The sequence below is a fragment of the Mycobacterium sp. E2733 genome, from assembly GCF_001667585.1.
GTDB lineage: Bacteria > Actinomycetota > Actinomycetes > Mycobacteriales > Mycobacteriaceae > Mycobacterium.
The window spans coordinates 38,750-55,877 of record NZ_LZJZ01000092.1; the positions used below are offsets into that span (position 1 = coordinate 38,750).

At 67.3% G+C, this 17,128-nt stretch carries 21 protein-coding genes; 13 read left to right on the forward strand and 8 right to left on the reverse strand.

The features are described from left to right. Positions 1-54 precede the first annotated feature (54 nt). Positions 55-1,140, reverse strand: a complete 1,086-nt coding sequence (locus tag A5678_RS16515) for a dihydrodipicolinate reductase (protein ID WP_068044190.1) — start codon at positions 1,138-1,140, stop codon at positions 55-57. A 98-nt stretch (positions 1,141-1,238) separates the two neighbouring features. On the opposite strand from A5678_RS16515, the gene A5678_RS16520 reads away from it, so the two are divergent. The 4 genes from A5678_RS16520 to A5678_RS16535 all read left to right on the forward strand — a co-directional run bounded on the left by A5678_RS16520 (position 1,239) and on the right by A5678_RS16535 (position 3,983). Then, the gene (locus A5678_RS16520; protein ID WP_197502163.1) at positions 1,239-1,580 is read left to right on the forward strand and encodes an MmpS family transport accessory protein; all 342 of its coding nucleotides are present in this window, start codon (positions 1,239-1,241) and stop codon (positions 1,578-1,580) included. Positions 1,581-1,601: 21 nt separating this feature from the next. Then, positions 1,602-2,900 carry a cytochrome P450 gene (locus A5678_RS16525; RefSeq protein WP_068044194.1) on the forward strand — a complete coding sequence of 433 codons (1,299 nt, stop codon included), beginning with the start codon at positions 1,602-1,604 and terminating at the stop codon, positions 2,898-2,900. A gap of 93 nt (positions 2,901-2,993) precedes the next feature. Then, positions 2,994-3,533: an ester cyclase gene (locus A5678_RS16530; protein WP_068044196.1), complete on the forward strand. Its 540-nt coding sequence runs from the start codon at positions 2,994-2,996 to the stop codon at positions 3,531-3,533. Between the two features lie 51 nt (positions 3,534-3,584). Then, complete coding sequence (locus A5678_RS16535; protein WP_231983694.1) at positions 3,585-3,983, forward strand: hypothetical protein; 399 nt, start codon at positions 3,585-3,587, stop codon at positions 3,981-3,983. Here the strand turns inward: A5678_RS16535 and A5678_RS16540 are convergent, their stop codons facing one another. Further along, on the reverse strand, positions 3,984-4,682 hold the full coding sequence (locus A5678_RS16540; protein WP_082945581.1) for a haloacid dehalogenase type II: 699 nt from the start codon (positions 4,680-4,682) through the stop codon (positions 3,984-3,986). 15 nt (positions 4,683-4,697) lie between these two features. Here A5678_RS16540 and A5678_RS16545 point away from each other — a divergent pair, with 15 nt between their 5' ends. The 6 genes from A5678_RS16545 to A5678_RS16570 all read left to right on the forward strand — a co-directional run bounded on the left by A5678_RS16545 (position 4,698) and on the right by A5678_RS16570 (position 8,223). After that, a complete protein-coding gene (locus A5678_RS16545; protein ID WP_156746943.1) occupies positions 4,698-5,060 on the forward strand; it encodes a YidH family protein in 363 nt (120 codons plus the stop codon). Continuing rightward, positions 5,057-5,377, forward strand: a complete 321-nt coding sequence (locus A5678_RS16550; protein WP_068044202.1) for a DUF202 domain-containing protein — start codon at positions 5,057-5,059, stop codon at positions 5,375-5,377. Before A5678_RS16545 ends, A5678_RS16550 begins: the two co-directional genes overlap by 4 nt. A 96-nt stretch (positions 5,378-5,473) precedes the next feature. After that, the gene (locus A5678_RS16555) at positions 5,474-6,037 is read left to right on the forward strand and encodes a sigma-70 family RNA polymerase sigma factor (RefSeq protein WP_068044376.1); all 564 of its coding nucleotides are present in this window, start codon (positions 5,474-5,476) and stop codon (positions 6,035-6,037) included. After that, the gene (locus A5678_RS16560; RefSeq protein WP_068044205.1) at positions 6,034-6,732 is read left to right on the forward strand and encodes an anti-sigma factor; all 699 of its coding nucleotides are present in this window, start codon (positions 6,034-6,036) and stop codon (positions 6,730-6,732) included. Before A5678_RS16555 ends, A5678_RS16560 begins: the two co-directional genes overlap by 4 nt. Positions 6,733-6,833: 101 nt before the next feature. Next, positions 6,834-7,508 carry a fasciclin domain-containing protein gene (locus A5678_RS16565; RefSeq protein WP_068044206.1) on the forward strand — a complete coding sequence of 225 codons (675 nt, stop codon included), beginning with the start codon at positions 6,834-6,836 and terminating at the stop codon, positions 7,506-7,508. A 130-nt stretch (positions 7,509-7,638) separates the two neighbouring features. Continuing rightward, a complete protein-coding gene (locus A5678_RS16570; protein WP_068044208.1) occupies positions 7,639-8,223 on the forward strand; it encodes a fasciclin domain-containing protein in 585 nt (194 codons plus the stop codon). Between the two features lie 23 nt (positions 8,224-8,246). On the opposite strand, the gene A5678_RS16575 is transcribed toward A5678_RS16570, so the two are convergent. Further along, positions 8,247-8,483, reverse strand: a complete 237-nt coding sequence (locus A5678_RS16575; RefSeq protein WP_068044210.1) for a hypothetical protein — start codon at positions 8,481-8,483, stop codon at positions 8,247-8,249. Positions 8,484-8,902: 419 nt separating this feature from the next. Further along, entirely contained in the window at positions 8,903-10,390 is a 1,488-nt protein-coding gene (locus A5678_RS16580) for an NAD(P)/FAD-dependent oxidoreductase (RefSeq protein WP_068044212.1), read from the reverse strand. Between the two features lie 553 nt (positions 10,391-10,943). On the opposite strand from A5678_RS16580, the gene A5678_RS16585 reads away from it, so the two are divergent. Continuing rightward, a complete protein-coding gene (locus tag A5678_RS16585; protein WP_068044214.1) occupies positions 10,944-11,693 on the forward strand; it encodes a cutinase family protein in 750 nt (249 codons plus the stop codon). Positions 11,694-11,705: 12 nt separating this feature from the next. On the opposite strand, the gene A5678_RS16590 is transcribed toward A5678_RS16585, so the two are convergent. The 4 genes from A5678_RS16590 to A5678_RS27205 all read right to left on the reverse strand — a co-directional run bounded on the left by A5678_RS16590 (position 11,706) and on the right by A5678_RS27205 (position 14,699). After that, positions 11,706-12,476 carry an Rv3717 family N-acetylmuramoyl-L-alanine amidase gene (locus A5678_RS16590; RefSeq protein WP_068044216.1) on the reverse strand — a complete coding sequence of 257 codons (771 nt, stop codon included), beginning with the start codon at positions 12,474-12,476 and terminating at the stop codon, positions 11,706-11,708. Between the two features lie 16 nt (positions 12,477-12,492). Next, positions 12,493-13,149 (reverse strand): enoyl-CoA hydratase-related protein, encoded by a 657-nt coding sequence (locus tag A5678_RS16595; protein ID WP_068044218.1) that lies wholly within the window; start codon positions 13,147-13,149, stop codon positions 12,493-12,495. Then, positions 13,146-13,772 (reverse strand): TetR/AcrR family transcriptional regulator, encoded by a 627-nt coding sequence (locus tag A5678_RS16600; protein ID WP_068044221.1) that lies wholly within the window; start codon positions 13,770-13,772, stop codon positions 13,146-13,148. The genes A5678_RS16595 and A5678_RS16600 overlap by 4 nt, the downstream gene beginning before the upstream one ends. A gap of 567 nt (positions 13,773-14,339) precedes the next feature. Beyond that, on the reverse strand, positions 14,340-14,699 hold the full coding sequence (locus tag A5678_RS27205) for a hypothetical protein (protein WP_156746944.1): 360 nt from the start codon (positions 14,697-14,699) through the stop codon (positions 14,340-14,342). 138 nt (positions 14,700-14,837) lie between these two features. Between A5678_RS27205 and A5678_RS16610 the strand changes: the two genes are divergently transcribed. Beyond that, positions 14,838-15,884 (forward strand): hypothetical protein, encoded by a 1,047-nt coding sequence (locus A5678_RS16610; RefSeq protein ID WP_068044224.1) that lies wholly within the window; start codon positions 14,838-14,840, stop codon positions 15,882-15,884. Between the two features lie 70 nt (positions 15,885-15,954). After that, positions 15,955-17,124, forward strand: coding sequence for an acyl-CoA dehydrogenase (locus tag A5678_RS16615; protein WP_068044227.1), 1,170 nt, complete (start codon positions 15,955-15,957; stop codon positions 17,122-17,124). Positions 17,125-17,128 lie beyond the last annotated feature (4 nt).

The following is a 17,128-nucleotide window of genomic DNA, read 5'->3' on the forward strand; positions in this document are numbered from 1 at the left end:
GCGGCGAAACCTGTACCGGGTCTCTGCCGCACCTATGTGCCGGCTGTGCGCCGGTCACCGGATGTTGCCCGCCCCGGCGATCAGGGGCAGATCGAGCGGCGTGACCCAGCCCGGACGCAGCTCGTTGACGGCCGGCACGGCGTTCAGCGCCCGCATCCCGGTCGCCAGGCATCCGGCCGTCGCCGCGTCGCGGCCCGAGCCGTCGGTGAACCGGAACGCCGTCTCCTGGAAGATGCTCGGCGTCCCCTCGATCTCCACCCGGTAGACATCGTTGTCGTGGCCGGACGGCCAGTCGGGGGCGGCGTCGAGGCCGATGCGGTTGACGTGTTCGAGCTGAATCCTCGTCTCGCCCTTGTAGATTCCGTTGATGGTGAACCGGACGGCCGCGACGTGCCCGGGTTTGATGACGCCCTTGACGGTGTTGCGCTCGGTCGGCGTCGCCCATTTGTCCCAGGTGGTGGTGATCTCGTCGAGCATGATGCCGGCCGCATGGGCGATCATCGGGACGGTGGCGCCCCACGCGAAGATCAGCATGTTCGAGTCTTCAAGCAACGGGCTGTATTCGGGCTCGCGGCCGATGCCCATCTCGACTTCGTAATCGCCCTCGTAGTTGGTGTAGTCCAGCAGTTCGGAGGCCCGCACCCGGCGCACCTCCGAGCACAGGCCCATCAGCGTCATGGGGAACAGGTCGTTCGCGAATCCGGGGTCGATGCCGGTAGTGAAGCAGGACGACTCCCCCAGCTCGCATGCTTCGGTGATGGGCGCGATCCACTGCGGCGGGTTGAGGTACATGGTCGGCCACACCCACGGCGTCATCGCCGTCGAGCACACGTCGATGCCGGCCCGCAGGAAGCGGGTGATCAGCGCGATGTTCTCCTTGGCGTGCATCGCGGTCGGGCCGTAGTGCACCAGCGCGTCGGGCTTCAGCGCGATCAGGGCGTCGACGTCGTCGGTGGCGATGATGCCCGTCGGCTCGGGCAGCTCGCAGATGTCTCCGACGTCGCGCCCGACCTTGTCGGGGTTGCTGACGCCGACGCCCACCAACTCGAACAGCGGATGTTTGACGATTTCGGCGATCACCATCTTGCCGACGAAGCCGGTGCCCCAGACCACCACACGCTTTGAGCCGTGTTCCGACATACTCACCTTTCCTTCGCCCCCGTGGGACTCACACTAGAACGGCTTTCGTTAGGGCGGAAAGCTTCCGTAGCACCGCGCGTGGTGACACGATGCAAATCATGACCAAGCATGTGCGCGGGCTTTCGATCCTGTTCGCCGTGGGTGTCGGTTGCGCAGGGATGGTTCCCGGCGTGGCCCACGCGATCCCCCAGATGCCCAAGGCCCGTTACGAGGTGACGGGCGCCGGCGTCGCGCAGTACATCGTGTATCAAACCGACACCGGTCAGCTGCATCAGGTGAATGCGCCGCTGCCGTGGTCGACGGAATTCACTTCCTTTGGGGGCCAGGTGTTCGTGATCAGCGCACAGGGGGTGGGCCCCATCCGCTGCCGGATCCTGCTCGACGGCAACGTGGTCGCCGACGCGCAATCGGCCGCCGGCAGGACCGTCTGTGCGCACTAGCGGTTTCGTAGGAGGTAACCGGTGAGTCTCAAGACAGGTATCGCGACGCGAACCAACGGGGCGCCACCGCCTGAGGTGCCCCTCTCCGAGATCCACCTCGATTCGCTGGACTTCTGGGGTCTCGACGACGACTTCCGCGACGGCGCCTTCGCGACCCTGCGCCGCGAGGCCCCGCTGTCGTTCTGGCCCGCGATCGAGATGGAGGGATTCGAGGCGGGCGAGGGCTATTGGTCGCTCACCAAGCACGACGACGTTCACTTCGCCAGCCGTCATCCGGAGATTTTCAGCAGCACGCCGAACATCACCGTCAACGACAACGCGCCCGAGATCGCCGAATACTTCGGCTCGATGATCGTCCTGGACGATCCGCGGCACCAGCGGCTGCGCTCGATCGTCAGCCGGGCGTTCACCCCGAAGGTGGTGGCGCGCATCGAGGCGTCGGTGCGCGAGCGCGCCCGCCGGCTGGTGGCGTCGCTGATCGCCAACCACCCCAACGGGGAGGCCGATCTGGTCACCGAGCTCGCCGGGCCGCTGCCCCTGCAGATCATCTGCGACATGATGGGCATCCCCGAGGCGGACCATCAGCGAATCTTTCACTGGACCAACGTGATTCTCGGGTTCGGCGATCCCGACCTGACGACCGACTTCGACGAATTCCTCAAGATCTCGATGGACATCGGGGCGTACGCGACCGCGCTCGCCGAGGACCGGCGCGTCAACCACCACGACGACCTGACCACCAGCCTGGTCGAGGCCGAGGTGGACGGCGAACGGCTGACGTCGGCGGAGATCGCGTCGTTCTTCATCCTGCTGGTGGTGGCCGGCAACGAGACGACGCGCAACGCGATCAGCCACGGCGTGCTGGCCCTGTCCCGCTACCCCGACGAGCGGGACAAGTGGTGGGCCAACTTCGACCGGCTGGCGCCCACGGCCGTCGAAGAGATCGTGCGATGGGCCTCGCCGGTCGTCTACATGCGGCGGACCCTGACCCGCGACTTTAAGCTCAGCGGCACCAAGTTGGCCGAGGGCGACAAGGCCGTGCTGTGGTACAACTCGGCCAACCGCGACGAGTCAAAGTTCGCCAACCCCTGGCTGTTCGACGTGGCGCGCACCCCCAACCCGCATTTCGGGTTCGGTGGCGGCGGGGCGCATTTCTGCCTGGGCGCCAACCTCGCCCGGCGCGAGATCCGGGTGGTCTTCGATGAGTTGCGCCGCGAGATACCCGACATCGTCGCGACCGACGAACCCGCGCGGCTGCTGTCGCAGTTCATTCACGGCATCAAGGCCCTGCCGGTCGCCTGGACCCCGCCGCGGGGGTAGCGCGCCTCCTTCCGCGAGCAGACACAAACTCGCACTGGACCGCCCACTTTTATGGGAGTTTGCGTCTGCTCGCCGGGGTTTATGGTTACCGGCATGACTATTCCCGCGTTCCCGCCCGCGGAGGTGCTGGCCGCCCGGGAGAAGCTCGTGCTCGACCATTTCCACGACGAGGTCCGCCAGGACTGGGACGACGTGCTGGCGACCTTTCCGCATCCGCGCTACGAGCTGGTCCCGCAGATGATCGTGCACGACGGCGACACGGCGGTGCGCGGCTACTACGCCTACACGCGGACCGCGTTTCCCGACCAGGACCACGAGATCATTGCGCTGCGGCACAGCGCCGACGCGGTGATCGTCGAGTTCTGGTTGATGGGCACCCATCTCGGTTACCTGGGCAAGGTGCCGCCCACCGGCAGCCGGTTCCGGGTCCGCATGACCGCTTACTTCGTGTTTGACGACACCGAAACGCTTGTCTGCGAACGCATTTACTTCGACACGCTGACCATGATCAAACAGCTCCTCGACGGCCTGGACATGAAGAAGCCGGCGAACTGGCTGCTGGCCGCGCGCTGCGCGCGGGGATTCCTGTCGATGTCCTCGGAAAAGCCCGACCCGGCGCTGACGGGTGCCTAAACTCACTGCATGCGTGGCCTTTCTGCGTTATGCGGCCTGAGCGCCGCGGCGATGTTGGCTGCCTGCGCCCCCGCCACGGCCGCCCCCACCATCTCGCACACCGTGAAGTGGATCGATCTACAGGTCGGCGAGTGCGTGGCCGACCTGCCACCGGTCGATCTGAGCCGGGTGACAGTCACCGTCGTGGACTGTGCGACACCGCATTTGGCCGAGGTATATCTGCGCGCCCCGATGGCCGTGGACAAAGCCGTCGCCATCGTCGCCAACAAGGACTGCAGCGACGGGTTCGCCCCGTACACCGGCCGATCCGTTCAGGGCAGCCCGTTTTCGATCACCTACCTGATCGACTCGAATCAGGACCGCACCGGGGCCAATCCCACCCCCAGCACCGTCATCTGCCTGCTGCAGGCGGCCAACGGGCAGTCGCTGACCGGATCCGCGCACCGCTGATCAGCAGCCGAGTTGCCGTGCGAGATCCAGGAAGTCGGACGCGTTGACGTCGAACTCGTCGGAGTAGGCCACGTCGGCCGCGCCGTCGACGCCGAACTCCAGCGGGCGCGCGACGAACGCGGTCCGGAAGCCCAGCCGGCCCGCCGCGCGGATGTCGTACTTGTGGCTGGCCACCATCATGATCTCGTCGGCGCTCACGCCCAGGTAAGTCGCGGCCATCCGGTAGATCGCCGGGTCGGGCTTGAACACCCCGGCCATCTCCGCAGCGAAGACGGCGTCCCACGGCAGGCCCGCGCGCTTGGAGATCTCGATGACCGTCGAGACGTCGGCGTTGGACAGGGTGGCCAGCGTGTAGGCCGTCCGAAGCCGATCCAGCCCCGGGACCACGTCCGGCCAGGGCTTCAGCCGCCGCCAGGCCAGGGTGAGTTCGTCGCGTTCGGCGTCCGAAAGCGGTACGCCGCAATCGTCCAGCGCCCGGCGGTACACCGAGTGCACGGACACCCATCCGGTCTGCCGACTCCGGGCGTCCTCCAGGGCGGTGAAGTAGCCTGCGCGCCAACGCCGCACCACGTCGGGCCAGTCGACCTCCGGGTGGCGGCCGGCGCTGATCCGCCGCGCCTCGTCGCAGACGGTCGAATGGAAGTCCGTCGCCGTGCCTTGCACGTCGAACAACAGCGCCTTGACCACACGCGCCATCATGCAACGATGTGCCTCGTGGCCGATACCGACTCCGCCGAAGAGCACGAGCCCGACTACCGGCTCACCTTCGCCAACGAGCGGACGTTCCTGGCCTGGCAGCGCACCGCGCTGGGGCTGCTCGCCGCGGCGGTCGCCCTCGTGCAACTGGTCCCGGAGCTGGGGGTGCCCGGTGCGCGCCGCGCGCTCGGCGTGGGGCTTGCGCTGCTGGCCATTCTCACCAGCGGGATGGGGCTGCTGCGCTGGCAGCAAGCAGATCGCGCCATGCGCCGCGGCACCCCCTTGCCCCGCCATCCCTCACCGACCTACCTCGCGGTGGGGTTGACCGTGGTGGGGCTCCTCGCGCTCGCGCTGGTGATCGCCAAGGCGGTCATCGGTTGAGCGGCTCAACCAACGATCGCGGCAGCCAGGCCGAACGGACGACGCTGGCCTGGACGCGGACGTCTTTCGCGTTCCTGGCGAACGGCGCCCTGCTGATGATCAAAAACCTGCACGGTTCCGTCGGCCCGGCGGCATTGATCCCCGCCGCGTTGGCCGGCGCCGTGGCACTCGCCACGTTCGTGATCGCCGTGCGCCGGCAACGCACGCTGCAGCGCCAGCCCCTGCCGGAGCGGCTCACACCCCGGCGCCAGGTGCACACCATCGGGACGGCGGTGCTGGCCCTCATCGCAGTGACCACCCTCGCCCAACTCAGCTAGCTCGGTGCTCGCCCTTACGGCGGAAGAAATCGTCCGCCCGGTCCTGGGCTACGAATCACCGGAGTGAACAGCTGCCTGGCGCTAGGCTACCGATCGATGACCGGACCGCCCACGCCCAGCACGGACCTGGACGCGCTGCTGCACAAGGTCGCGCGTGGGGACCGCGACGCGTTCGCCGCGGTTTACGACCTCACTAAGAGTCGGGTGTACGGCATGGTGATGCGGGTGCTGCGCGATCACGGCTACAGCGAGGAGACCACCCAAGAGGTCTACTGCGAGGTGTGGCGGACGGCGCCGAGCTACGACCCCAGTCGGGGCTCCGCTCTGTCGTGGCTGCTGACCATCGCGCACCGGCGGGCCGTCGACCGGGTGCGGACCGAGGATGCATCCGGCAAGCGGGATTCCCGCTACGCCGCGGCCAGCGCGGACCCCGCCAGTGACGTCGTCGCCGATTCGGCGATCGCCGGTGACGAGCGCCGCCGCGTCGTCGAATGCCTGGGCGCGTTGACCGACACGCAGCGGGAGTGTATCCAGTTGGCTTACTACGACGGACTCACCTACAGCCAGGTGTCGGACCGGTTGGCCGCGAATCTGTCGACGATCAAGTCGCGCATGCGCGACGCGCTGCGTGCCTTGCGCAACTGCCTGGAAGTGCCATGACCGAACCGAACGAATTCGAATTGCTGGAGCTTGCAACGCCATACGCGTTGGATGCCATGTCGGACGAGGAGCGGGCCGATATCGAGCGGCGGCTGGCAGCCGCGCCATATTCGGTGGCGGCGGCCTTCGAGGACGAGGTTCGTGCTGTCCGCGAGACGATGGCGGCTATCTCGGCGACGACGGCCGTCGAACCACCGGCGCGCCTGCGGGCGGCGACGTTGGCCGCGATACCTGCCCGTGATGAGCGCCAATACGGTTGGCGCACCGCCGTTTTGGCGTCCGCGGCGGCAGCGGTGGTGGTCGGTGCCGCCGCATTCGGCGTCGGGATACTGATGCGTCCGCACCCGCCGTCGACCATCGCCGAGCAGGTCTTTGCGGCCCCGGACGTGCGCACCGTTTCCGGCCCGCTCGGCAATGGCACCGCCACCGTTGTCTTTTCCCACGACCGCAATGCCGGTGTGCTGGTGATGAACAACGTCCCGCCGCCGAAGCCCGGGACCGTCTACCAAATGTGGTTGCTGAGCGACAAGGGCCCGACCTCGGCCGGGACGATGAGCACGGCGGCCGTGGCGCCGTCGACCACCGCGACGCTCACCAACCTCGGATCGTCCACCACCCTGGCGTTCACCGTCGAACCGGGCACGGGCTCGCCGCGGCCGACCGGAACGATATTGGCCGCATTGCCCCTGGGCTGATCTCAGCCCGGACCCGTCCGCGGTGTTGTCGTCTCCGAATCACTCCTGTCCGGTCGAAAGGCGGCGCCTTGTGCCGTCCATGGAGAAGGAGTGCAAACGCGATGATCAACGTTGGGGCCAGGACAATCGCCGCGGCAGGGCTCGCGACGATTGCGGTAGTTGGTTTTTCGGCGTGTTCGAACAACAAATCGGCGTCTGGACCGATGGCCAGCAGCAGCACGGCCACTGTCACCAGCAGCATGGTGGCTCCGGTGACGGCGCCGGCCGCGGCCGATCCCGCGGCCGACCTCATCGGTGCGGGCTGCGGCGACTACGCCAAGCAAAACCCCAGCGGCCCAGGGTCGGTCGCCGGAATGGCTCAGGACCCGGTCGCCACGGCTGCGTCCAACAACCCGATGCTGAGCACGCTGACCTCGGCGCTGTCGGGCAAGCTGAACCCGAACGTCAACCTGGTCGACACGTTGAACAACGGCCAGTACACGGTCTTCGCACCCACCAACGCCGCCTTCGACAAGCTGCCGGCGGCGACCATCGACAAGCTCAAGACGGACTCACAGCTGCTCAAGAGCATCTTGACCTACCACGTGGTGCAGGGTCAGGCGAGCCCGATGAAGGTCGACGGTGACCACACGACCCTGCAGGGCGCCAAGCTGACCGTGACAGGTCAGGGCAACGACCTCAAGGTCAACAACGCCGGGTTGGTGTGCGGCGGGGTGCACACCGCCAACGCGACGGTGTACATGATCGACACGGTGCTGATGCCGCCAGGCCAGTGAACTCGAATGGCGACCCGCGATGAACAGCCCGGCTTCGGCCGGGCTGTTTTCTTTGCGTGGAACCCATCCGACGATGTTCGGGCTCCGAATCACTCATCAAATGTCGGCCAAACGAAAGGAGTCAACTGCGATGAAAGCACAGAGGACGTCGGTGGCAGCGAAAGGTTTCGCGGTAGCGGCGATGCTGGGTCTGGGTGTGGTGGCCGCGCCGACGGCGGCGGCGGCGGATCTGGTGGGCCCCGGCTGCTCTGATTACGCGGCCGCCAACCCCAGCGGCCCGGCATCGGTGCAAGGAATGTCGCAGGTTCCGGTGACGATAGCGGCGTCCAACAACCCGGCGCTGACCACGCTGACCTCGGCGCTGTCGGGCAAGCTGAATCCGAACGTCAACCTGGTCGATACGTTGAACAACGGGCAGTACACGGTGTTCGCGCCGACCGACGCCGCATTCGGCAAGCTGCCGGCGCAGACGATCGACCAGCTGAAGACGGATTCGAACCTGCTGACCAGCATCCTGACCTATCACGTCGTTCCGGGCCAGCTCAGTCCGGCCAAGGTCGCCGGATCGCATAAAACCGTTCAGGGCGCGAACGTGACCGTGACGGGCCAGGGCAACGGCCTCAGGGTCAACAACGCGGTTCTGGTCTGCGGTGGCGTGCCCACGGCCAACGCGACCGTGTACATGATCGACACGGTGCTGATGCCGCCGGCGTAACCTCGGGCCCAGCGGGGTCGCGCCTAGGCGGCTGATTTGAGCGCCGACACGGTTGAGCGCATCGGCCGCAACGACGACAGGAACATCGTTCCATAGCCGTTGGCGCGCAGGCTTACTCGCAGGTCCGCGCTCGGCGTGTTGTGCTCGAGCCACTCGGCCAGGGCCGGGCGGTGCTGGTAGGCGGAGGCGGTTTGGACGCCCAGTAGCCGCAACAACGCCGACAGGGTGCTGGGCTGCTCGGCCCTCGGTGCGATGGTCAATTCGTTCCTTCGGGGGATTGGCCGTGCACAGCGCTTGGCAGCGGCTGTGGCGTGGCCGAGTCGGCGACCGACCGCGCCGGGGCATCGAGATCCCCCAGCACGAAGGCAAAGGTGATCGCTAAGCAAGCGCATCCCCGGCACAGTGTTTCCATTGGGCCACTTCGTCTTTCGCATCTGTTGCGGACGGAGTCCGCGTTTTCTGCTTCAGACCGTTTACCCCGCTCCGGCCCGGGCAAACAGCAAGGGGGTCATTTCGCGGAATCACCACGAGTCACATCTGCCACATCTGCCGCCAGAAACAGGCGATGCCCGAAGTGCCCGCCTCACAGCGACTGTCCGGCGACCGCGGCCGTTGTCGCTCAGAGGCGGGCAAAAAGCCAGCCGTCTCCCGGGCCGGGGCCGGTGTGGCAGATGTGACGCTAGGCGATCACGTAGTCGCTCAGCAGGAACGTAGCGGCTTCCCGCACGGAGTTCAAGGTCGACGTCGGCCGCAGTAGCGATGCCTCACCGCCGGGGCTGAAATAGTACGAGCGCGACGTGGCGCAGTTGCCGGAGTAGAACACCGAGCTGTCCAGCCGTTTGGTCATCCGCTTCATGAAGTGGTCGTTGGCCTCTTCGGTCACCTCGAAGGTGGTCGCACCGCGACGCTTGACCTCGCCGAGCAGCCGGTCCATGTGCCGCATCTGGTATTCGATGGTGTGGAAGAAGGACAGTCCCGAAAAGGCGAACGGGCTGGCCAGGCTCAGGTAATTGGGGAAGTACGGCACGGTGACTCCCTGGTAAGCCTGGAACCTGGTCTCCCGCCACCACTTTCCGAGGTTGCGGCCCTTGCGGCCGACCACCTCGATGGCCGGGAAGTTGGCCTCCCACAGGTCAAAGCCGGTTGCCAACACCAGGGTGTCGATGACGGTCTTGCGCCCGTCGACAGTGACGATGCCGTCGGCCTCGATCCGCGCGATCGAGTTGGTCTCCAGGTGCACGTGGGGCTTGGTGAAGGCGCGGTAGAAGTCGTTGGAAAAGGTTGGCCGCTTGCAGCCGAGGTCGTAGTCCGGCGTCAGCCTGGCGCGCAGTTCCTTGTCCCGGATCCACCGAAATCGGTTGATCTTGGCCAGATCGGCAGCGGATATGTTCCCCCGCCCGCGGAACTCCCGAACGTGCAGTGCGCAGACGATCATAATGATTTCGAGGAGGACGTCGGTCACCCACCGCAGCGCGCGCTGCGCCACCGGCACCCGCGCGAACAGGCGCCGTACTGCGGGGGGGAACCCGAAGTCGAACTTGGGCAGCACATGGGTCGCGGTGCGCTGGTACACGGTCAGTTCCGCGGCCCGTTCGGCCAACTCCGGGATGACCTGTACCGCGGACGCCCCGGTCCCGATGACCGCGATCCGACGGCCCCGGTACCGGAAGTCGTGGTCCCACGCGGTCGTGTGGACCACCTTGCCCTCGAAGCTCGCGATCCCCGGGATGTCCGGCATGCGCGGCTGCGACAGGAAGCCCGTCGCGGTGATCAGGATGCGGGTTGCCAACGTTTCCCCACCGGCCAGCGCCACCCGCCAGACTTCGGCGTCCTCATCCCAGTGGGCGCCTTCTACCGTCGAGTTGAACCGCATGTGGCGGCGCACGTCGTACTTGTCGGCGACGTCCGCGGCGTACTGCTTGACCTCGCGGCCCGGCGCGAACAGCCGCGACCAATTCGGCTTGGGCTCGAACCAGTACGAGTAGGTGGTCGACGGGATGTCGACAGCAATGCCCGGGTAGTGGTTGACATGCCAGGTGCCGCCGAGGTCGTCCTCACGGTCGAGGATGACGAAGTTGTCATACCCCAGGCGCTTGAGCTGGATCGCGGCGCCGATGCCGCCGAAGCCCGCGCCCACGATGACGGCGTCGAAACGGTCCGTGTTCACAACCTGCTCCGTCGTTACTCGCTGCGACCTACACACAAAGAACTCTCACTAACCTTACGGAATTCTAATAAACCTGTGTGCAAGACGCACACCGTGTCGGCGGCGTGTGACCTTACCGACACATCAACGCCGCAAACTCGGCAAACGACCCGTTGCTTGGCGGCCGCCGCCGCGGCGCCGGTCGCGCCTACGCGGATACCGTCGCTGACGTGCACGACACGGCGACGGAGCTAACGACGGTTTGACGCGAAAGCTGCTGCCCCAGAGCCGGTTCCTAAGTCACGTCCTGAAACCTGTTTCACCCGTGGCCATGTCGTCACCTTCCTGTGTCTGCAGTGTTGCGATTCAGGCGGTCGCCGGTCCGGCTACCCTTGGTAAACGGCACCAAACGACGGCCCAAGCAGGGTTTTCGCTTTGTGGCTAGCGGCCTTTCGGATGGATGCCATTTCGGTGCATCGACACGCTGCCCTCTTCCGACGCATGTCGACGCGCCTCGGTATACAGGAAACGTCGGGGAATCTTTTATCATGTTGACAGTTTGGGAGGCATTCGCATGGGCAACAGTCGCGGCATGAACGCACGTCACTTCATCCGTTTCCTTGCTCCCGCAGTAGTTTCGGCGTCGGGCCTGACCGCATCGGCCCTCGCCGGTTCTGTTATCCCGTCCGCGGCTGCGCAGTGTCCGGACGTGCAGGTGGTGTTCGCCCGCGGCACCGGTGAAGCCCCCGGCGTCGGCCCCACCGGGCAGGCCTTCGTCGACGCCCTGCACTCCCGCGTGGGCGCCAAGTCCTTCGACGTCTACCCCGTCAACTACCCCGCCAGCGACCAATGGGACACCGGCATCGACGGCGTCAGAGACGCGGGCGCACACGTGGTTTCGATGGCCCACGACTGCCCCAACACCAAGATGGTGCTCGGCGGCTACTCCCAGGGCGCGGCCGTGATGGGCTTCGTCACCTCACCCTCGGTCCCCGACGGCATCGACCCCAACACCGTGCCCAAGCCCCTGGACCCCGCCGTGGCCCAACACGTCTCCTCGGTCGTGCTCTTCGGCATGCCCAACGTGCGCGCCATGAACTTCCTTAATGAGCCCCCCGTGGTCATCGGCCCCACCTTCGCCGACAAGACCATCAAGGTGTGCGCCACCGAAGACCCGGTCTGCTCCGACGGCATGAACTTCGCCGCCCACAACACCTACGCCGACGACGGCGCCATGATCGACAAGGGCGTCGCCTTCGCCTCCAGCCACCTGGGGGCGGGCGGCCCGGCGACACAGGTCTCGGCGGGGAACTTCGGCCGCTGAGCGACCGCTCGGCTACCCTTGGCCGCCTTTGGCGTTCAGGTAGGCGACAATCCCCTGCGTGACCGCGGCGGCATACTTCGCCCGGCCGTCGGGGCTTTGCATCCGCGCGGCGTCGTCGGCGTTCTTCATGTTGCCGAGTTCGACGAGGATTGCCGGGTATTGGGCCAGGTTCAGGCCCGCGAGGTCGTCCCGGCCGTACAGGCCGCCCGAGCCGATGTAGTTGGACGGTTGGAAACCGGCCTGTATCAATGCGTCCCGCATGGTGTTGGCCAGCTGGACGGCCGGGCCGGCCTGCACCTCGTTCAGGGGCGGGCTCGAGTAGTTCACGTGGAATCCGCTGCCGGACGCGGGTCCGCCGTCGGCGTGGATGCTCACGATCGCGTCGGGGCGCATCGCGTTGGCCGCCGCCGCGCGCTGGTCCACGCAAGGGCCCACGGAACTGTCGTTGTCACGCGAAAGCTGGGTGCGAACGCCCATCTGGTTGAGCGACTCGTTGACCAGCGCCACAACGGCCCAGGTGAACGCGTGCTCGGGATAGCCGTCGTTGGTGGCGGCGCCCGACGCCTGGCATGCCTTGGTTCCGCCCCGGCCGTTCGGCACCTGCTGGTTGATCGAGGCGTCGTTCACGGCGTTGTGGCCCGCGTCGAGGAAGACAGCCGAGCCCGCGACACCGGCGGACGCCCGCGGGGCGGACCCGAGCGCCCCGGCGCAGAGCAGCAGCGGCGCGAATTTCAGCACGTCGCGCCGCGAGACAGGTCGCTGCCAACCGGGGCCGTCAGTCACCGCGCGATGGTAACAATCAGCCGTCGGTCAACGCGCGGGCCGCCGTGCGGAACATGGTCTGCTTGATCGCGCCGAGCGTGCCGGGGTCCTTGCCGGCCAGCGGCCGGAGCAGGTCGGCTGCCGCCGCGGTCACCTCGCCCTCAGCCGCGGTCGCGTCGACGATCCCGAACTCGGCGGCCTCATCCCCACCGAACCGCCGCCCGGTCGTCATCGAGGCCACCGCGGCGCGCGGCGTCAGCTTGGCCTGAATCAGCGCGGCCATGCCGTCGGTGAACGGAATCCGGATGTCGACCTCGGGGAAGCAGAAGAACCCGCGGTCGGCGCGCATCACCCGCACGTCGTGGGCCATGGCGAGCATGGCGCCGGCGCCGAAGGCGTGCCCGGTCACCGCGGCGGCGGTCGGCATCGGGAAGGTGAGGACGCGAGCCAGCAGGGCCTGCACGCGGCCCACGTAAGCCTGTGTCTGCTCGGCGTGGGCGCCCAGCCAGTCCAGGTCCAGCCCGTTGGTGTAGAACTTGCCGCCCGCGGTGGTGACCAGGCCCTGGCCACCGGCCTGCTGGATCTCGTCGAGCTGCTCGTTGATCGCGTCGAGAAACTCCGGCGAGAACCGATTCTCGTCCTCCCCGAGGTGGAGTACCGCGATCTTGCCGTCCCAACTGAACGTCGGTGTCATGTCCTATCCCTTTCCCTGGTTTTGCGCCGGGGCTCCCCGGCATCGAGCACGGCGCGGACCGCGGCGCGTAGCCGCTCCCGGGCCTCCGGATCTTTGATCCTGTTGCGGCGCAACAGAATAGCGGTCGGCAGATCGACGATGCAGGTCGTGATGACGTCGACGGCCGCCGCGTCCTTGCGGTCCCATAGCCGGCGCGCCAGCCGGATCATCGACTCCACCAGCAGTCGGTCAAGCTCGCGCAGTTGTTTCGCGATTTCGGGCGGCGTGTCCGCGCCCAGCAGCTCGTCGCGGCGCACCGTGAGTAGCAGCTGCGACGACTCCGGATAGCTTTCGGCGAACACCGCCGGCGCCTCGGCCGCCGCCACCACGGCGGCGACACCGTCCCCCTCGGGTGCGGCGTCGATCAATTCGTTTTGCGCGCAGAGGAATCGGTGTCCGGCCCGAAGCCAGGCGCGTCCGACGAGTCCCGCCCGCGAACCGAACGTGTGGTACAGCGCGCCGTTGGAGATCCCGATCGCGTCGCTGACGGCTCTTATCGTGACCGACGCGGGCCCCGACCGCACCGCCAGCCGCTCGACGGCATCCAGGATCTGGTCCCGGTCGTGAACGCGAGGGCGCGGCATTCCGGAATAATAACAGAGCGTACGCTCTGTTATTATTCACGCGATGGCGGCACCCCTAAAGGGCTCCCTTTGCCGAGGCTGACTATTTCTGCCAATCACGATGTGATCACGGTCCGGATCACCTAAGCTGCCATTCATCGGGTCGACGTCATAAATCGAAAACGAGCTTCGGGGGTTCAGCTCTAGCCCGCTTCGGCGGGTTCACCGCATCTGTCGTCCGGCATTCACGGTCGCGAGCGGTCAACATTTAACTGCTTACTGGTCGTGCGCTCTTGCTCTGACCAGCACACCATCGTTCGCTATGCCGGGCGCGCCAACAGCTTTGCCCGGTCAGGTTTTCGGGATGCCTGGCCGAACTGGAAAACACAAATGGGAGACCTATCCGCTGCCGATTTCGGGTGCAGCTGGGGCAATCCCGTGATCGAAAAGGCATTACGCAACATGAATAAGCTGACCCGCGCTGTCGGGGCGCTGGCCGCGGTCGCCGCGGCAACCTTCCCCGTCGGCATTGCTCACGCGTCACCCACACAACAGGTGCCACAGCCCCCCTCCCCACATGGGCCCGTTCTAAGCGGTGGCGGCCCGACTGGCGGCGGCCCTAGCGGCGGCCTGTTCGGGGGTGGTGGCGGCCTGTTCCCGCAGCCGCAAGCCCCGCAACCCGTTCCGCAGCCACCGCCGGTGGTGCAACCGCCGCCTGTGCGGCAAGCGCCCGAACCGGCGCCGCCCGTGCAGCAGCCGCCCGTGCATCAGGAACCGCAGGAAGAACCGGCGGCGCCGCCCGTACATAAGCCCGACCCACCAGCATATGGGCCACAGCAGCGATCCAGCGGACCAAGCAATGAGCCGCACGTCGGCGGCCCGACCGACGGACCGCTCCCGCAGCACCCCGGCGCCGCCGGGCCGAGCGAGCCGGTAACCCCACCACACGTCGGCGGTCCGACCGACGGACCGTTATCACCGCGCGCCGGCGGGCCGACCCCACCAAGCGGCGCACCCCACGCAGGGCCGAGCGATGGTCCTGGCGCCGCTCCGGCACAGGGTCGATCCGGCGAGCCGCAGCGCCCATTGCCGCAGCAGCACTCGGACGCCGGTCAGACCACGGTGATCAGTCACGACGGCGCTACCAGCCAGGTGCCGATCGCGGCCAGCCCGCGCGGTGTGCAGGCACCACATGAAGCGGTTGAGGCGGCGCGGGTAGCGCCACCCAAGCGGCTCGACGCCGCGGCACCGCCGCCCGTGCAAGTCAACGTCAACGATCGCGCCGAGCACGCGATCCGCGTGAACGTCGACCATGACGAGTCGTTCGTCCGACCGCGGCACTGGGATTACATCGACTACGACGAGTATCACCGGCCCCGCTTGTTCAACCCGACGGGCAGCGAGATGTCGTTCAAGTACTTCTACGGCGGCGACTACCGCACCGTCGTGGTACCGGTCGGTGGAAACGTCGTGCTCGACGCCGCGATCGCGGGCGTGTACCCGATCACGGTGGTCGCCGGCGACGTCGTCTCCGCGGCCACCTTTATCGGCGGGGCCTTCATCCCGCCTGACGGTTGGGTCGGCCCGCCGCCCGCCGACTGGTCACCGTATCAACCGGTCGTATACGAGAGCGTCCCAGTTGATTTCGTCAACGCCGCGGACCGGGTTGCTTTGGTAGACCGTGTGACGATGGTCGGTCACGACGACAGCGTGCCGGAAGGTCAGCGCGACGTGTTCACCCTCAACGACTCGACGCTGGCCCGCGGCCAAGTCACCCCGGCTCCTGACGGCGGTCCGCCGCAGGTGAAGATCCAGCAAACCCAACCGCTGCCGGGTGTCAGCCCCTGGAACGACGGCAAGCAGTACGTCAACACGCAGGTGATCCCGCTGGCCGCGAGTCACCGCAACCTGGCCCCTTGGATCGTGTGCGGTCTGGGTGTGGTGCTGGCCGGCTTGGGCGCGATTGCGGCCTGGGTGTGGAAGCACCCACGGGGGGCCCACGCGGCCACGGCGAATGCACCCACCGAAATGTTCGATCCGGTGTCGCCCACAAATTGGCTGTATAGCGAGGCCGAAAGCACCGGTCGCGCATGGAGAGAAACGGGCAACTGGCGGCTGCCACCGATGAACTGAATTCGGCTGAGAGCTGTTCCGCTCGAACCGCTTACGTGACCGTACAAAATAGTATGGTACGGTCGGCGCCATGTCCGCGGTCGACGCTCGCCCGACGTACGGCATCACCGACGACTTCGTCGCGCGGCTGGCCGAACGCGCCGACGAGGCCGAGCGGCTGCGCCGGCTGCCCGCGGCGACGGTCAACGAGTTCCGGGAGACCGATCTGTTCCGGCTGTTGCTTCCGGCCCGGTTCGGCGGCATGCAGGCGTCGTTTCCCGAACTGCTGGAACCGATTCGATGGATGGCGCACGGGTGTGCGTCCAGCGCCTGGACGCTGGGTTTCTATGCCCTGCACAACTGGATGCTGTCGCTGTTCGACATGCGAGTGCAGGAGGAGGTGTTCGCCGCCGGGCCGGTGCTGGCGCCCGCTCCCCTGGCCCCCACCGGCCGCGGCGTCCCGGCCGACGACGGGGTGCGCCTGACGGGCCGGTGGGCGTGGGCCACGGGCGCGATGGACGCGGACTGGGTGATGGTCGGGGCGCTCATCGAGCGGGGGGACCGGATCGATCCGGCGCTGGTGGTGCTGCCCGCCGACCAGGTCGAGGTCGTCGACACGTGGCAGACCGCCGGGATGCGGGGCACCGGTTCCCACGATGTCGTCGTCACCGACGTCTTCGTTCCCGAACATCGCATGGTCGCCGTGGCCGACATCTACGCCGGGACGGCCCCCGGCGCGCGGGCCCATGACGTGCCGACGTATCGGTGGCCGATGGTTCCAGCGCTCGCGCTGGTGGCGTCGATGCCGGTGCTCGGCGCCGCCGAGCGGGTGACCGAGCTGTTCGCCGAACGCCTGAGCGAGCGCGTCTTGGCGTACAGCGTTGTGGCGCAGAAGGATCAGCCCGCGGCCCAGATCCGGTTGGCCGGCGCGCGGGTGCGGCTGCGAGCTTTACGGGCGCTGATCGACGAGACCGCCGGCGGCATCGACCGGATGGTGGCCGCGGGCGAGCGGCTGGGCCGCGCGGTGCGGGCCGAGGCCCGGCTGGCGGCGGCCCACACGGTGCACGAGAGCCGAGCGGTTATCGCGGACCTGCTGGATGCCTCGGGCGCCAGCGCGCAGTTCCTGTCCAACCCGCTGCAGCGCTTCAAGCGCGACGTGGACATCGCGGCCGGGCATGTCGTGTTCGACTACGACGTGAGCCGAGAGTTGGCCGGGGCGTTGGCGATTGGGGCCAAGATCTCCCCGATCGCAATGGTCTAGTTGT

Bases quoted from the DNA above. Each gene is read 5' to 3' on its own strand.
- A5678_RS16515 (WP_068044190.1), bottom strand. From the start codon at position 1,140: ATGTCGGAACACGGCTCAAAGCGTGTGGTGGTCTGGGGCACCGGCTTC.
- A5678_RS16520 (WP_197502163.1), top strand. From the start codon at position 1,239: ATGACCAAGCATGTGCGCGGGCTTTCGATCCTGTTCGCCGTGGGTGTC.
- A5678_RS16530 (WP_068044196.1), top strand. From the start codon at position 2,994: ATGACTATTCCCGCGTTCCCGCCCGCGGAGGTGCTGGCCGCCCGGGAG.
- A5678_RS16535 (WP_231983694.1), top strand. From the start codon at position 3,585: ATGTTGGCTGCCTGCGCCCCCGCCACGGCCGCCCCCACCATCTCGCAC.
- A5678_RS16540 (WP_082945581.1), bottom strand. From the start codon at position 4,682: ATGATGGCGCGTGTGGTCAAGGCGCTGTTGTTCGACGTGCAAGGCACG.
- A5678_RS16555 (WP_068044376.1), top strand. From the start codon at position 5,474: ATGACCGGACCGCCCACGCCCAGCACGGACCTGGACGCGCTGCTGCAC.
- A5678_RS16560 (WP_068044205.1), top strand. From the start codon at position 6,034: ATGACCGAACCGAACGAATTCGAATTGCTGGAGCTTGCAACGCCATAC.
- A5678_RS16565 (WP_068044206.1), top strand. From the start codon at position 6,834: ATGATCAACGTTGGGGCCAGGACAATCGCCGCGGCAGGGCTCGCGACG.
- A5678_RS16570 (WP_068044208.1), top strand. From the start codon at position 7,639: ATGAAAGCACAGAGGACGTCGGTGGCAGCGAAAGGTTTCGCGGTAGCG.
- A5678_RS16585 (WP_068044214.1), top strand. From the start codon at position 10,944: ATGGGCAACAGTCGCGGCATGAACGCACGTCACTTCATCCGTTTCCTT.
- A5678_RS16595 (WP_068044218.1), bottom strand. From the start codon at position 13,149: ATGACACCGACGTTCAGTTGGGACGGCAAGATCGCGGTACTCCACCTC.
- A5678_RS16600 (WP_068044221.1), bottom strand. From the start codon at position 13,772: ATGCCGCGCCCTCGCGTTCACGACCGGGACCAGATCCTGGATGCCGTC.
- A5678_RS16615 (WP_068044227.1), top strand. From the start codon at position 15,955: ATGTCCGCGGTCGACGCTCGCCCGACGTACGGCATCACCGACGACTTC.